Annotated in this window: 19 protein-coding genes; 14 read left to right on the forward strand and 5 right to left on the reverse strand. The window is 34.5% G+C overall.

Annotated elements, in window-relative coordinates; translation table 11 throughout:
- Positions 1-57: 57 nt before the first annotated feature.
- The 5 genes from ACM55I_RS00650 to ACM55I_RS00670 all read right to left on the reverse strand — a co-directional run bounded on the left by ACM55I_RS00650 (position 58) and on the right by ACM55I_RS00670 (position 2,687).
- The gene (locus tag ACM55I_RS00650) at positions 58-228 is read right to left on the reverse strand and encodes a polysaccharide deacetylase family protein (protein ID WP_416844862.1); all 171 of its coding nucleotides are present in this window, start codon (positions 226-228) and stop codon (positions 58-60) included.
- A gap of 219 nt (positions 229-447) precedes the next feature.
- Positions 448-816 (reverse strand): VOC family protein, encoded by a 369-nt coding sequence (locus ACM55I_RS00655; RefSeq protein WP_416844863.1) that lies wholly within the window; start codon positions 814-816, stop codon positions 448-450.
- 313 nt (positions 817-1,129) lie between these two features.
- Positions 1,130-1,495, reverse strand: a complete 366-nt coding sequence (locus ACM55I_RS00660) for a toxin-antitoxin system YwqK family antitoxin (protein ID WP_039110494.1) — start codon at positions 1,493-1,495, stop codon at positions 1,130-1,132.
- 174 nt (positions 1,496-1,669) lie between these two features.
- A complete protein-coding gene (locus ACM55I_RS00665; RefSeq protein WP_416844927.1) occupies positions 1,670-2,098 on the reverse strand; it encodes a TlpA family protein disulfide reductase in 429 nt (142 codons plus the stop codon).
- Positions 2,073-2,687 carry a hypothetical protein gene (locus tag ACM55I_RS00670; protein WP_416844864.1) on the reverse strand — a complete coding sequence of 205 codons (615 nt, stop codon included), beginning with the start codon at positions 2,685-2,687 and terminating at the stop codon, positions 2,073-2,075. Before ACM55I_RS00670 ends, ACM55I_RS00665 begins: the two co-directional genes overlap by 26 nt.
- 162 nt (positions 2,688-2,849) lie before the next feature.
- Here ACM55I_RS00670 and aspS point away from each other — a divergent pair, with 162 nt between their 5' ends.
- The 14 genes from aspS (at position 2,850) to nuoL (ending at position 15,478) form a co-directional block, all read left to right on the forward strand.
- The gene (gene aspS / locus ACM55I_RS00675; protein ID WP_416844865.1) at positions 2,850-4,601 is read left to right on the forward strand and encodes an aspartate--tRNA ligase; all 1,752 of its coding nucleotides are present in this window, start codon (positions 2,850-2,852) and stop codon (positions 4,599-4,601) included.
- A gap of 126 nt (positions 4,602-4,727) precedes the next feature.
- On the forward strand, positions 4,728-4,922 hold the full coding sequence (locus tag ACM55I_RS00680) for a cold-shock protein (protein ID WP_007137066.1): 195 nt from the start codon (positions 4,728-4,730) through the stop codon (positions 4,920-4,922).
- Positions 4,923-5,155: 233 nt separating this feature from the next.
- Positions 5,156-5,521, forward strand: coding sequence for an NADH-quinone oxidoreductase subunit A (locus ACM55I_RS00685; protein WP_039110432.1), 366 nt, complete (start codon positions 5,156-5,158; stop codon positions 5,519-5,521).
- An 86-nt stretch (positions 5,522-5,607) separates the two neighbouring features.
- Positions 5,608-6,156 (forward strand): NADH-quinone oxidoreductase subunit B, encoded by a 549-nt coding sequence (locus ACM55I_RS00690; protein WP_416844866.1) that lies wholly within the window; start codon positions 5,608-5,610, stop codon positions 6,154-6,156.
- 4 nt (positions 6,157-6,160) lie between these two features.
- The gene (locus tag ACM55I_RS00695; RefSeq protein ID WP_039110431.1) at positions 6,161-6,682 is read left to right on the forward strand and encodes an NADH-quinone oxidoreductase subunit C; all 522 of its coding nucleotides are present in this window, start codon (positions 6,161-6,163) and stop codon (positions 6,680-6,682) included.
- A gap of 35 nt (positions 6,683-6,717) precedes the next feature.
- Positions 6,718-7,956, forward strand: coding sequence for an NADH-quinone oxidoreductase subunit D (locus tag ACM55I_RS00700; RefSeq protein ID WP_416844867.1), 1,239 nt, complete (start codon positions 6,718-6,720; stop codon positions 7,954-7,956).
- An 89-nt stretch (positions 7,957-8,045) separates the two neighbouring features.
- Positions 8,046-8,576 (forward strand): complex I 24 kDa subunit family protein, encoded by a 531-nt coding sequence (locus ACM55I_RS00705; protein WP_416844868.1) that lies wholly within the window; start codon positions 8,046-8,048, stop codon positions 8,574-8,576.
- Between the two features lies 1 nt (position 8,577).
- Positions 8,578-9,945, forward strand: a complete 1,368-nt coding sequence (gene nuoF, locus ACM55I_RS00710) for an NADH-quinone oxidoreductase subunit NuoF (protein WP_416844869.1) — start codon at positions 8,578-8,580, stop codon at positions 9,943-9,945.
- An 18-nt stretch (positions 9,946-9,963) separates the two neighbouring features.
- Positions 9,964-11,013 carry an NADH-quinone oxidoreductase subunit G gene (locus ACM55I_RS00715; RefSeq protein WP_416844870.1) on the forward strand — a complete coding sequence of 350 codons (1,050 nt, stop codon included), beginning with the start codon at positions 9,964-9,966 and terminating at the stop codon, positions 11,011-11,013.
- Positions 11,006-12,058 (forward strand): NADH-quinone oxidoreductase subunit NuoH, encoded by a 1,053-nt coding sequence (gene nuoH / locus ACM55I_RS00720; RefSeq protein ID WP_416844871.1) that lies wholly within the window; start codon positions 11,006-11,008, stop codon positions 12,056-12,058. Before ACM55I_RS00715 ends, nuoH begins: the two co-directional genes overlap by 8 nt.
- A gap of 111 nt (positions 12,059-12,169) precedes the next feature.
- The gene (locus ACM55I_RS00725; protein ID WP_416844872.1) at positions 12,170-12,715 is read left to right on the forward strand and encodes a NuoI/complex I 23 kDa subunit family protein; all 546 of its coding nucleotides are present in this window, start codon (positions 12,170-12,172) and stop codon (positions 12,713-12,715) included.
- The gene (locus ACM55I_RS00730; RefSeq protein ID WP_291247697.1) at positions 12,715-13,254 is read left to right on the forward strand and encodes an NADH-quinone oxidoreductase subunit J family protein; all 540 of its coding nucleotides are present in this window, start codon (positions 12,715-12,717) and stop codon (positions 13,252-13,254) included. Before ACM55I_RS00725 ends, ACM55I_RS00730 begins: the two co-directional genes overlap by 1 nt.
- A gap of 1 nt (position 13,255) precedes the next feature.
- Entirely contained in the window at positions 13,256-13,576 is a 321-nt protein-coding gene (gene nuoK, locus ACM55I_RS00735; RefSeq protein ID WP_035668725.1) for an NADH-quinone oxidoreductase subunit NuoK, read from the forward strand.
- Positions 13,577-13,582: 6 nt separating this feature from the next.
- Positions 13,583-15,478, forward strand: a complete 1,896-nt coding sequence (gene nuoL / locus ACM55I_RS00740; protein ID WP_416844873.1) for an NADH-quinone oxidoreductase subunit L — start codon at positions 13,583-13,585, stop codon at positions 15,476-15,478.
- Positions 15,479-15,484: the final 6 nt, after the last annotated feature.

Raw genomic sequence — 15,484 nt, forward strand, 5'->3', positions numbered from 1 at the left:
TGATGTATTTAGTTAAATCTACCATTGTGGTAACCCAAATATCTTTTTCTCTTTCTTTTAAATACAGAAGTAATCTATTCTAGCCGTAACGACTGGTGATGATGTGATTAGGTGAAATGTTGCTTTAAAGTTAAATGAATTAAGGATCGGGATTACTTTATCAAGATGAATATTCAGTGCATCGTCATAGGTTAGGACCACGGCACATTTTTTACCATTCCAGTTCATTGATTCTTTTTGTGCATAACATAAACCGTTGGCTACAAATAATAAGGCAATAATAATAATAATAATAATAATAATAATAATAATAATAATAATAAAATTTTTAAAGTTCAGGGGTATAAACAGTTATGTTTTATAATTCTAATATTGGGTTTTGGTTGGTCTAATTATGTTTTTTTGCAATTTTATACTTCATTGATGTATAATTACTTGTCTAAAATCTTATTTCGTATTAAATTCTCCAAAATGCCATAAAATTCCTGATGGATCATGTAAGAAACATTCTTTTCCCCAATCAAGCTCGCGGATAGCTACTAATTTTACATTTTCATATTTTACAGTAAGTTCTAATTCCAATAATTCGTTCCAAAATTGGTTTGCGTCATCTACTTCCATAAAAACCATTGTATTGTCTACCCAATCTTTAACATAGGCATTTTGCAAATAAAAACCCAAGCCATCCGTGTTGAAATAGCTCATATCAGAAGATAAAATATGTTCTTGAAATCCAAGATCACGATAAAAATTACGTGATATTTCATAATTTTTAGCGCCAATAAACGGTCTGATAGATTTTCCTTTATACTCCATTTTTTTCTTTTTCTATAATAACTTGATTGCTAAAGCAACATGTTTAATAACTAAAATAATCTTTTGAGAATTGTCTGTTTACAATCTTTCAAACACAGGAGTCCTAAATATCGAATTCACCATATAATGATTAGACAGTTTTGCGTTTTGTAGCTTTAAGGGTGTACTGTAATCTCTCTTAATATGCTTAACAAAATTGGTGTTTACTTCCATAACGATGTTTTTGTGTGTCGCTATTTCAAGACTAGACACTGATAGAACTAAAAAAAGCTTTCGTTTTGTGCGAAAGCTTTTTATTTAAGTAAAATAATCTTTAGTTTCTGTTAACTAATGCTTCTTGTTTCCAGTTTTTAATGGAAGCGATAGTGTTATTAGAGTAATCAACTTCAGTTAAATTATGGAAGCCATTGTCATTTTTTTCAGACCAAAAAAACCATTTACCAGTTTTTTGACCATTTTTATATTCTCCTGACGAAATTTTGTTTCCTTTTTCATCATAAGCAACCCAAACTCCTTGTAGTTTTCCATTTTCAAAAAAACCTTCTTGTTGCACTTGACCATTTTCAAAAAAGTAAGTTGCTTTTAGCTTTTTACCAAAAGGTTCCAATACTGGTTTTGATTCTTGTGCAAAAATCATTCCTGAGAATAATATTGCAATTAAAATAATACATTTTTTCATATCTTGAGTTTTTAATATTTTACATTTCTTTATCAAAATTAACGAATACTTTACATTAAAAAAACTTTTAGATAACAATTTAGTAACATTAGACAAAAGCTTAACATTGGAATTTTTTTAGACACAAACAAAGCCAACACTTTCGTATTGACTTTGTTGCTCATTTGATATAAATTAATTTAAGAGTGTGTTTAATTGGATTTCTAATTTTGGAGCTGAAGGCCTTAGTGCATCAGCATTTATAATTTTTCCGTTTGGATCAATCAGTATGAATCTTGGAATACTGTTGATTCCGTAGTCTTTAGCAAATTTAGAATTCCAATCGTTATCTGCAAAAAGTTGTATTCCACCTAATTCTTTGTCCTTTATTAATGTTTTCCATTTTTCCATATCTTTTTGCACATCTATTGAAATGCTTACAAATGAAATGTTTTTATCATGGTATTTTCCTTCATTTTTTTTTTTAAAAGGAATTTCTGCACGACAAGGGCCACACCAAGTCGCCCAAACGTCAATGTAAACATACTTGCCTTTTAAATCCTCTAATTTTGTCTTACCTCCCGCGTAATTATCATAATCAAAAGAAAGAAGGAGACATCGTATTTACTAATTTGCTTTTAGCTAAATTAGATTCATAATTCATTTTGAAGTATTTAACGATACCATTGTGATTTTTATCAATACTTTTCTTTTGAAGAGCGACAAAAACAGGATCTAATTTTGGGTTTTCCAATCGCTTCAAATCATCCACTTTTTTCTTATCAAGTCCTTTCGTGAAATCAGCTTCGGTAGAAGTAAGTAAGGGGCCTATGTTTGTTTGTTCATCGAATAGAGAATTTTGAGCTAAAAAATTATTTTCTATTGCTCCTTTTCCGCTATATACTATCGATTCATCAAATTGTTTGGTGTCCATTTTTAGCTTTAAATCAAAGCCATTTTTCAAGTATACTATCGTAAATTCATTACCGTAGCATAAACTATATCTACCTGTGACAACATTCATGGTGTCTTTAAAAACACCTTCTTTATTGACTTGGATTTTTTTGATTAATTTGTTTTTATTGTCAGGGATGTAGATTGCGTCTCCATTCTTGTTAGCTATTTCAGCCTGAAAAGTCATATATTTTTTGTTTTGACATATAGTGCTCAAAGTACTGATTAGAACAAGGGCGCTCAAAAAATGTTTCTTCATAATTAATTGTTTTTGAATTTATAGCATTTTAAAAATAAAGGAAATTACCTATAAAAATTTTAAACATTAACATAATATTTTATTTTAAATAGTACCTATGGGTATAATTTTTAGGGATTAATTTGATTTTTGTGTTTACTTTTGCAATCTAAAATTTAGATCATGTATAGAAGTCATAATTGTGGCGAATTGAACGCCTCGCATATTAATACTGAAGTTACACTCGCAGGTTGGGTTCAGAAATCACGCGATAAGGGATTTATGAATTGGGTTGATTTGCGGGACCGTTACGGAATTACGCAATTAATTTTTGACGAAGGACGTTCTGAAAAATCAGTTTTCGAATTGGCAAAAACATTAGGGCGTGAATTTGTAATTCAGGTAAAAGGAACTGTTATTGAGCGTGAAGCCAAAAATAAAAACATTCCAACAGGAGAGGTAGAAATTTTAGTTACTGAATTGAACATTCTAAACGCTTCGCTTACGCCACCTTTCACGATTGAAGATGAGACAGATGGTGGAGAAGATATCCGAATGAAATACCGTTACCTTGACATTAGAAGGAATCCTGTGAAAAACAGTTTGCTTTTTCGTCATAAAGTAGCGATGGAAGTGCGCAAGTATCTTTCAGATTTGGATTTTTGCGAAGTGGAAACACCTTATTTAATTAAGTCTACTCCGGAAGGAGCGAGAGATTTTGTTGTTCCTTCTCGAATGAATGAAGGACAATTTTATGCCTTGCCGCAATCACCGCAAACTTTCAAGCAGTTATTGATGGTGGGTGGAATGGATAAATATTTCCAAATCGTGAAATGTTTCCGTGATGAAGATTTACGTGCTGACAGACAACCGGAATTTACACAAATCGATTGCGAAATGGCTTTTGTGGAACAAGAAGATATTTTGAATATTTTCGAAGGGTTGACAAGACATTTATTAAAAGTAATAAAAGGTATTGAAGTAGAGAAATTCCCTAGAATGACTTACGAGCATGCCATGAAAACATATGGAAATGACAAACCGGACATCCGTTTCGGAATGGAATTTGGCGAGCTGAATGAAGTAGCTAAAAGCAAAGAATTCCCAGTTTTCAATGCTGCAGAATTAGTTGTTGGAATAGCTGTTCCCGGAGTTGGGAATTATACCCGTAAGGAAATAGATGGATTAATTGACTGGGTAAAACGTCCTCAAGTTGGTGCGTCAGGAATGGTTTATGTAAAATGCAACGAAGATGGAACTTATAAATCATCAGTAGATAAGTTCTACGATCAAAATGATTTAAGCAATTGGGCAAAAACTACAGGAGCACAGTCAGGAGATATGATTTTTGTGCTTTCTGGACCAGCTGATAAAACACGGGGACAGTTAAGTGCGTTGCGTATGGAATTAGCAACACGATTAGGTTTGAGAAAGCCAACTGAATTTGCGCCACTTTGGGTTGTTGATTTTCCATTATTGGAATTTGATGAAGAAAGCGGTCGTTACCATGCTATGCACCATCCTTTTACGTCTCCTAAGCCGGAAGACATGCATTTATTGGAAACAAATCCAGGAAAAGTTCGTGCTAATGCGTATGATATGGTTTTAAATGGAAATGAAATTGGAGGAGGTTCAATTCGTATTCACGATAAAGCTACACAACAATTGATGTTTAAATATCTAGGTTTTACCGAAGAAGAAGCGAAAGCACAATTCGGATTCTTGATGGATGCATTCCAGTTTGGTGCACCGCCACACGGAGGTTTGGCTTTTGGATTGGATAGATTAGTAGCGATTTTAGGTGGTCAGGAAACGATTCGGGACTTTATTGCTTTTCCAAAAAACAATTCAGGAAGAGATGTTATGATTGACGCTCCATCTGCAATAGATGAATCACAGTTAAAAGAGCTCCATATAAAATTGGCGGAGTTGTAGTTTATCGTTTAAATTTGTCAGAAAACGTTGAATATCAATATTTTTACAAAATAAAAACATAAGAATGTCTTTCGTATTGTATTAAATATTACATTTGCTCCATTATAAATTATTATTACTATTACAATGCGTACAGGTACAGTTAAATTTTTCAATGAATCTAAAGGTTACGGATTCATTACAGACGAAGAAACAGGAAAAGACATTTTTGTTCATGCATCAGGAATCAACGCGGAAGAATTACGCGAAGGTGACAGAGTTAGTTATGAAGAAGAAGAAGGAAGAAAAGGAAAAGTTGCTGCGAAAGTAGCAGTGATCTAAGCATAAAAATTTATTTTTTTTGCCTACGAATGTTTAAAACGTTCCGATATATTCGGAGCGTTTTTTTTTGCTTTATTATGAAAAAAGGACATTGTGAATACGAAATTATTTATAATCATTAAAAATTGCGAGAAAATCATATTTTCATAGAAATTAATTTCAGTTTTTAGCTTGTGTTTTAATTCCTTGAAACCTATCTTTGTTGCTTATTTTTGCACGAAAAAAACATACTTATGCAGTCCGATCAATTAAATTATATTCCTATTTTAATGCAGTTTGTTTTAGCTGTAGGTTTTGTAGTTGGAACAATACTTATTTCTGGGAAATTAGGTCCAAAACGGAACTCTGAAATCAAAGATAAAAATTTCGAATGCGGTATCGAATCAGTAGGTAACGCAAGGATTCCATTTTCAGTTAAATATTTTCTTGTTGCTATATTATTTGTTTTGTTTGACGTTGAGGTGATTTTTCTTTACCCTTGGGCAATCAATTTTAAAGAATTGGGAATGGAAGGAATGGTTAAAATGGTAATTTTTATGCTTTTGCTTTTGGTAGGCTTTTTTTACATTATCAAAAAGAAAGCGTTAGAGTGGGAATAAAGATTTATTTTAAATGCTGAATTCTAAATTTTAAATGGTTTCATTGTAATTTATAATTCGAAGTTTATAATTCAAAATAATAAAAAATGAGCAATTCTAAAATAAATATGGTTGAGCCACCTGAAGGTGTTGTTGGGGAAGGTTTCTTCGCTACAAAACTGAATGATGTTGTGGGAATGGCTCGCGCTAATTCATTATGGCCTTTGCCTTTTGCGACTTCTTGCTGTGGGATTGAATTTATGGCTACAATGGCTTCGCATTATGATTTAGCACGTTTTGGTTCGGAGCGAGTGAGTTTTTCTCCTCGTCAAGCGGATATGCTAATGGTAATGGGGACAATTTCAAAAAAAATGGCGCCAATCTTACGTCAGGTTTATGAGCAAATGTCAGAACCTCGTTGGGTAATTGCTGTTGGTGCTTGTGCTTGTTCAGGTGGAATTTTTGATACCTATTCTGTTTTGCAAGGGATTGATAAAGTAATTCCGGTTGATGTTTATGTTCCTGGCTGTCCGCCAAGACCAGAACAAATTGTTGATGGTGTTATGAAATTGCAGGAATTAGTAAGAAACGAATCTGTAAGAAGAAGAAGTTCTCCAGAATACCAAGAATTATTGGCTTCTTATAATATCAAATAAAATAATGGCGCTAGAAACAATACAAATCCAAGAAAAATTAGTCGAAACATTTGATTCGGCTGTTTTTGAATTCAAGCAAGAAAAAGATATATTTTCATTTGAAGTTGCTGCCGATAAAATTACGGCGGTGATTCTTTTTTTGAAAAATGACCCTACATTACGTTTTCATTTTTTGACTGATTTGTGTGGGATTCACTACCCTGACAATGATGTGGATCATCAATTTGCAGTTGTTTATCATTTGCACAATTGGTACGAAAACAAAAGAATTAAAATCAAGGCATTTATCAATGGTGAAAATCCAGAAATAAAAACGATATCTAATATTTTCTTAAGTTCAAATTGGATGGAAAGAGAAACGTTTGATTTTTATGGCATAAACTTCATTGGTCATCCACAATTGAAACGTATTTTGAATATGGATGAAATGATTTCTTTTCCAATGCGAAAAGAATTTCCAATGGAAGATAGCGGAAGAACGGATAAAGATGACCGTTTCTTTGGAAGAACGACAGACAATTATTAAAAATACTCACTATTATAATTTTTCACATTAAATAAATGTCAGAACTATTATTACCACCAGAGCATCGCTATGCTAAAAGAATAAAGGAACAGCTAAACGAAGACGGAAGCGAGCTTTCGATTTTGAATTTAGGGCCTACTCACCCAGCAACACATGGTATTTTTCAAAATATTTTGTTGATGGATGGAGAACGAATTCTGGAAGCGGAACCAACGATTGGTTACATTCACAGAGCTTTCGAAAAAATTGCTGAAAACCGTCCTTTTTACCAAATCACCCCTCTTACTGATAGAATGAACTATTGTTCTTCGCCTATAAATAATATGGGTTGGTGGATGACATTAGAAAAACTATTGGATATTGAAGTTCCTAAAAGAGCGCAATATTTAAGGGTAATAGTAATGGAGTTGGCAAGAATTACGGACCATATTATCTGTAATTCCATTCTTGGTGTAGATACCGGAGCCTATACCGGATTTTTATATGTGTTCCAATTTAGAGAAAAAGTCTACGAAATCTACGAAGAAATTTGTGGAGCCCGTTTGACTACTAATATGGGAAGAATTGGTGGTTTCGAAAGAGATTGGTCGCCAGAAGCTTTTAGAAAATTAGATGTGTTTTTAGAAGAATTTCCAGCTGCTTGGAAAGAATTTGAAAACTTATTCGAAAGAAATAGAATTTTTATTGACAGAACAGTAAATGTAGGGGCTATAACTGCTGAACAAGCTATGGCTTATGGATTTACAGGTCCAAATTTACGTGCTGCGGGTGTTGATTACGATGTTCGTGTGGCACAACCCTATTCTTCTTACGAAGATTTCGATTTTATTATTCCTGTTGGAAAATCAGGAGATACGTACGATCGTTTTTGTGTTCGTAATGCCGAAGTTTGGGAAAGTTTGAGTATTATTCGTCAAGCATTAGCAAAAATGCCGGAAGGAAATGACTTTCATGCTGATGTTCCAGATTATTACCTTCCTCCAAAAGAAGATGTGTACACTAATATGGAATCATTAATTTACCATTTTAAAATTGTAATGGGAGAAATTCCTGTTCCAGTTGCTGAAATATACCATCCAGTTGAAGGTGGAAACGGCGAACTAGGTTTTTATTTGGTTACAGACGGAAGTAGAACGCCTTATAGATTGCATTTCCGCAGACCTTGTTTTATTTACTATCAAGCGTATCCGGAAATGATTAAAGGCTCATTGCTATCGGATGCAATTGTTATTTTGTCAAGTTTAAATGTTATTGCCGGAGAATTAGACGCTTAATAAAATTATAAATGATGAATTATAAATGATGAATGAAAATCAAAAAAAAACATTTAAAATTTAGCATTCAAAATTTGAAATAATAAAAAATGGAACGTACGTATCACAAACAAGAAATAAACATGACCGAAGCATTGATGAATCGCATCAATGAATTGATTAGTCATTATCCTGAAGACAAAAGAAAATCGGCATTATTGCCTGTTTTGCATGAAGTTCAAGATGCTCACGAGAATTGGTTGAGTATCGAATTAATGAATAAAGTTGCCGAAATCCTTTTGATCAAGCCGATCGAGGTCTACGAAGTGGTTTCGTTTTATACGATGTACAACCAAAGACCAGTTGGAAAATACATGTTCGAATTTTGTCAAACGTCTCCCTGTTGTTTGAATGGAGTAGAAGATTTAATGGATTACACCTGTGAGAAATTAGGAGTAAAAGTGGGGGAAACAACGCCAGACGGATTATTTGAAGTAAGAGGAGTTGAGTGTTTAGGAGCTTGCGGATACGCCCCAATGATGCAGTTAGGCGATTTTTATAAAGAACATTTGACTGCAGCAAAAATTGACCAGTTAATTGAAGATTGCAAAAACGATACAATAATAGTACACGATAAATAATATGTCACAAAAAATATTATTAGACAAAATAAACATTCCAGGAATTAAAACCTACGAAGTATACCGTCAAAACGGGGGTTATGCTTCAGTAGAAAAAGCAATAAAAACTTTAACACCTGACGAAGTAGTCGAAGAAGTGAAAACTTCCGGATTGCGCGGTCGTGGTGGGGCAGGTTTTCCTGCAGGAATGAAATGGAGTTTTATTGATAAAAAATCAGGAAAGCCAAGACATTTAGTTTGTAATGCGGATGAATCAGAACCAGGAACTTTCAAAGATCGTTATTTGATGGAATTTATTCCTCATTTATTGATCGAAGGAATGATTACTTCCAGTTATGCCTTGGGTGCAAACCTTTCATACATCTACATTCGTGGCGAATACATGTGGGTATATAAAATATTAGAAAGAGCCATTAATGAAGCAAAAGCTGCTGGATTTTTGGGTAAAAATATATTAGGTTCAGGATACGATTTAGAACTTTATGTTCATTGTGGTGCTGGAGCTTACATTTGCGGGGAAGAAACTGCATTGATTGAATCTTTGGAAGGAAAAAGAGGAAATCCTCGTATCAAACCACCATTTCCTGCTATTTCAGGACTTTGGGCAAATCCAACGGTTGTAAATAACGTAGAGACAATCGCTGCTGTGCCCTGGATTATCAACAATACAGGTGCGGAATATGCTAAAATTGGAATCGGCCGTTCTACAGGAACCAAATTAATTTCGGCTTCAGGACATATAAAAAATCCTGGTGTTTATGAAATTGAATTGGGATTAAGTGTTTACGAATTCATGAATTCTGATGAATATTTGGGCGGAATGAGTTCGGACAGACCTTTAAAAGCTTTTGTACCGGGAGGAAGTTCCGTTCCCGTTTTACCTGCCCATTTAATTTATAAAACTGCCGCTGGCGAAGATCGTTTGATGTCATACGAATCGTTAAGTGACGGTGGATTTGCAACTGGTTCTATGTTAGGATCAGGTGGATTTATTGTTTATAATGATACTGCTTGTATTGTTCGTAATACTTGGAATTTCTCCCGTTTTTATCACCATGAAAGTTGTGGTCAATGTTCTCCTTGTCGTGAAGGAACAGGCTGGATGGAAAAAGTATTGCACCGAATCGAAAATGGTCACGGTCGTGAAGAAGATATCGATTTGCTGTTGAGCATTCAAAGTAAAATTGAAGGGAATACAATTTGTCCATTAGGTGATGCGGCGGCTTGGCCAGTGGCAGCAGCAATTCGTCACTTTAGAGAGGAATTTGAATACCATATTCGTTTCCCGGAAAAAATAAAAAATAGAGATCATTTTGTCGCTGAGCCTTTTGAAAAAGTTAAGCATTTAGTTTCTAAAGTAATCGTATAAAGTCAAGAATTTCAGAAAATGAAAGTAACCATAGACGGTCAAAGCATAGAAGTAGAACCAGGAACAACAATCCTGCAGGCAGCACGTATGATAGGTGGAGAAGTAGTTCCGCCAGCGATGTGCTATTATTCTAAACTAAAAGGAAGCGGTGGAAAATGCCGTTGTTGTTTGGTTGAAGTTGCAAAAGGAAGTGAAGCTGATCCAAGACCAATGCCTAAATTAATGGCATCTTGTGTCACTGGTTGTATGGACGGAATGGAAGTGAATAGTAAATCTTCACCAAGAGTAACTGAAGCCAGAAAATCAGTAACAGAGTTTTTATTGATTAATCATCCATTAGACTGCCCCGTTTGTGACCAGGCTGGTGAATGTGATTTGCAAAATTTAAGCTTTGAACACGGGAAATCAGAAAGTCGTTTTATCGAAGAAAAAAGAACATTTGAACCAGAAAATATTGGCCCAAATATTCAATTGCACATGAACCGTTGTATTCTTTGTTACCGTTGTGTAATGGTTGCAGATCAATTGACAGACGATCGCGTTCACGGAGTAATGGATAGAGGCGATCATTCGAATATATCGACTTGTATTTCCAAAGCGGTTGATAATGAGTTCTCTGGGAATATGATTGACGTGTGTCCGGTAGGTGCATTGACGGATAAAACATTTAGATTTAAATCTAGAGTTTGGTTCAGTAAGCCTTATAATGCACATAGAGATTGTCCTACTTGTTCCGGAAAAACTACGGTTTGGATGTTTGGGGACGAAATCCAACGTGTTACCGGAAGAAAAGATGAGTACCATGAAGTAGATGAATTTATTTGTAATGGATGTCGTTTTGATCACAAAGAGATTGCAGATTGGACTATTGAAGGACCGAGAGCATTCGAAAAAGATTCGGTGATCAACCAAAATAAATACAACAGAAAATTACAGAAAGTGGAAATCGCTACCGAGGATCATATCCTTTTAGGCAGAGAAGAAGACCGCAAGAAAATAAGCATGGTCGAGATTCCATTGACCGAAGAAGACATTATTAATCAAAAAAGCTTGGGTAATAATGGATAGTACTATTATCATAGAAAAAAGTGTCATCATTGTTGCAGTTTTTGCTTTGACAATGTTGATGGCAATGTATTCCACTTGGGCAGAACGTAAAGTGGCCGCTTGGCTTCAAGATCGTGTTGGGCCAAACAGAGCCGGTCCTTTTGGATTGTTTCAACCACTTGCCGATGGTTTAAAATTATTCTCGAAAGAAGAATTTGAGCCAAACACTCCGAACCGATTTTTGTTTTTTGTAGGCCCGGCAATTGCTATGAGTACCGCTTTGATGACGAGTGCCGTAATTCCTTGGGGAGACAGACTGCATTTGTTTGGAAGAGATATTTTACTGCAGGCAACGGATTTAAACATTGGATTGTTATACTTTTTTGGAGTTGTTTCGGTAGGTGTTTATGGAATCATGATTGGTGGTTGGGCATCTAATAATAAATTCTCTTTGATGGGCGCCGTTCGTGCTGCTTCGCAAATGGTATCGTATGAAGTGGCGATGGGACTTTCGATGATTGCTTTGTTGATGATGACCGGAACGTTGAGTTTAAGAGAGATTTCGGCACAACAGGCAGGAATGAACTGGAATGTGTTTTACCAACCGTTATCTTTTATTATATTTTTAATTTGTGCTTTTGCAGAAACGAATAGAACACCATTTGACTTAGCGGAATGCGAAAGTGAATTGATTGGCGGATACCACACGGAATATTCATCGATGAAAATGGGATTTTATTTATTTGCTGAATATGCGAATATGTTTATTTCTTCTACGATTTTAGCGGTTTTATTCTTCGGAGGCTATAATTATCCCGGAATGAGTTGGGTTGTTGAAAATTGGGGGGTGAATATTGCCAATGTTTTAGGATTTGGCGCTTTGTTTATCAAGTTGTGTGGATTCATATTTTTCTATATGTGGGTTCGTTGGACTATTCCAAGATTCAGATACGATCAATTGATGCATTTGGGTTGGAGAATATTAATTCCATTGTCGATCATTAATATTATAATTACCGGAATTGTAATTTTGAGAAGTGAAATTGCAACTTATTTAGGATTTTAATTAGTACCGAAAAAGCCCTAGCCCTGATAGTAGCGGCATCCTTTTATTTTTTTCTTTAAAAAATAAAAGATATAGCGAATAGCAGGATTAAGCTTCAAATAAAAATAAAAAATGTCAATAGAAAGTATATCCTTATCGGGAAGAAAAAAGCAGGTCTCTAACAAGGAGATGACTTTTTGGGAAAGAATGTATCTTATTGCGATTGTCAAAGGTTTGATAATTACGATTCAGCATTTGTTTACCAGAAAAGTAACGATTCAATATCCAGAGCAAGTACGTGAAATGAGTCCCGTTTATCGTGGTCAACATATGTTGAAACGCGATGAGGAAGGTCGCGAGAATTGTACAGCTTGTGGTTTGTGTGCGTTGTCTTGTCCTGCTGAAGCAATCACGATGAAAGCGGAAGAGCGCAGAGCGGATGAAAAACATTTGTACAGAGAAGAAAAATATGCTTCGATATATGAGATTAATATGTTGCGTTGTATTTTTTGTGGATTGTGTGAAGAGGCTTGTCCAAAAGACGCAATTTATCTAACGACTTCAAAAGTATTAGTTCCTTCCAGTTATGAAAGAGAAGATTTTATCTTTGGAAAAGACAAATTGGTCATGCCTTTAGAAATGGCAATGAAAAATGCTCAACTTAAAAACGCTAATTAATGATACATATACCTGATTTAGCTAATGCAACACCGATACAAATCATTTTTTGTGTTTTATCTATTATTACATTAGCCACTGCATTTTTGACAATTTTTAGTAGAAACCCGATTCACAGTGCTATTTATCTTGTGATTTGTTTCTTTTCGGTTGCAGGTCATTATTTGTTATTGAATGCGCAGTTTTTGGCAATTGTTCATATTATTGTTTATTCTGGAGCGATTATGATTTTATTTTTATTCACCATTATGTTGATGAATTTGAATGAACAACATGAAGTCCACAGACCAAGGATTACCAGATTAGGTGCTATTGTTTCTTTTTGTTTGATATGCATCGTTCTGATTTTGATTTTTATAAACTCAAAACCTATTGTTGGAGAATATGTTACAACTGGTGAAGATTTTCAGTCTATAAAAGTATTAGGTAGAATATTACTAAACGAATATATGGTTCCTTTTGAATTTGCTTCCATATTACTTTTGGTTGCTATGATTGGGACTGTTTTATTGTCTAAAAAAGAAAAACTGCAAAAATAAGATGAACAATATTTTAAATCAAATAGGTATAGAAAATTATATATTCCTTTGCGTGATACTTTTTTGTATTGGCGTTTTTGGAGTGTTATACAGACGAAATGCTATTATCGTATTTATGTCAATTGAAATAATGCTGAATGCAGTAAACTTATTGTTTGTGGCATTTTCTACCTATCATCAAGATGCGCAAGGACAAGTTTTTGTGTTTTTCTCGATGGCTGTTGCAGCTGCAGAAGTTGCGGTAGGATTAGCAATTCTAGTTTCAATATTTAGAAACTTAGGCTCAATTACTATCGATAATTTAAAAAACTTAAAAGGATAAATGGAAATGAATACCAATATAGCTTTAGTTTTAGTTCTTGCTCCTTTTTTAGGATTTTTAATCAATGTTTTCTTTGGAAAAAGTCTGGGGAAATCGCTTTCTGGAATAATTGGGACACTTTCTGTAGTAGTTTCTTTTGTTGCTACCGCTTATTTCTTCAGTGGAATTTCAGCACAACCAGAAGGAATTCATATTTCACTTTTTGACTGGATTCAAATCAGTAATTTCAAAGTTGATTTCGGATTTCAATTAGACCAATTGTCAATTTTATGGTTGCTTTTTGTAACCGGGATTGGATCTTTGATTCATTTGTATTCTATCAGTTACATGCACGATGATGAAAATATGCATAAGTTCTTTGCGTATTTAAATCTGTTTATATTTTTCATGATCACTTTAGTAATAGGAAGTAACTTATTAGTAATGTTCATCGGATGGGAAGGAGTAGGTCTTTGTTCTTATTTGCTGATTGGGTTTTGGCATAAAAACCAAGATTTCAATGATGCAGCTAAGAAAGCTTTTATCATGAACCGAATTGGGGATTTAGGTCTGTTAGTTGGAATTTTCATCCTTGGAAGCTTATTCTCGACGTTAGATTTTGCTACATTAAAAACGGCTATTTCAACAGCTACCAATTTAAATAGCTATTGGATTGGTGTTGCCGCATTTGCTCTATTTATTGGAGCTTGTGGGAAATCAGCACAAATACCATTATATACTTGGTTACCAGATGCGATGGCTGGACCAACACCAGTTTCGGCATTGATTCACGCGGCGACAATGGTTACTGCAGGTATTTTTATGATAACCAGATTAAACTTTTTATACAGTCTTGATTTGCCGAGTATGCATTTGGTAAATGATATTATAGCGATTGTTGGAGCATTTACTGCTCTAGTAGCGGCCACAATTGGATTGGTTCAAAATGATATTAAGAAAGTCTTAGCGTATTCAACTGTTTCTCAATTGGGATTAATGTTTTTGGCTTTGGGTTTAGGGGCTTATGAAGTGGCTGTTTTCCACGTAATCACACACGCTTTCTTCAAAGCTTGTTTGTTCTTGGGTTCGGGTTCTGTTATTCACGCTTTACACGGAGAACAAGATATGCGTAAAATGGGTGGCTTGAAAAAAGCGATGCCAATTACTTTTATCACGATGTTAATTGCTTCATTAGCGATTTCTGGAGTTCCATTATTCTCCGGTTTTTTCTCAAAAGACGAAATCTTATTGGTGGCGTTCCATCACAACATTCCGTTATGGGTTGTTGCTTCGGTTGCGTCTATAATGACTGCTTTCTATATGTTTAGATTGATGTTTTTAACCTTCTTCCAAGAATTCAGAGGGACGGAAGAGCAAAAACACCATTTACATGAAAGTCCTTCTTTGATTACTTTTCCTTTAATCGTTTTAGCAATATTGGCAACAATAGGCGGATTAATCAGTTTGCCGGGAAATAGTTGGTTGAATGGGTATTTAACTCCTATTTTGCCTAAATTATTGCATGCAGAACACCATTTAGGAACTACAGAATATATGTTGATGGCTATTGCAGTTGTGGGCGGATTGGTAGGGATTGGTTTGGCTTATGCAAAATACATCAAACAAAACACAGTTCCAACTGAAGATGCTGAAATTACAGGGTTTTCTAAAGTGCTTTATAACAAATATTATATTGATGAGATTTACAATTATTTATTTGTAAGATCAATAAACGGATTGTCTAAATTTTTCAGAGATGATGTCGAAACCGCTTTATCCGCATTAGTTTTTGGATTCGGAAAAGTAACTAACGAAATAAGTTATCAAGGAAAGAAAATACAAAATGGAAGTATTGGACTTTATCTGTTCGTTTTCGTTTTAGGGCTTTGTGCCATTGTTTCCTATTTATTTTTAGCTCAATAATCTTAT

It is taken from the genome of Flavobacterium algoris, from assembly GCF_048158525.1.
Lineage (GTDB): Bacteria > Bacteroidota > Bacteroidia > Flavobacteriales > Flavobacteriaceae > Flavobacterium > Flavobacterium algoris.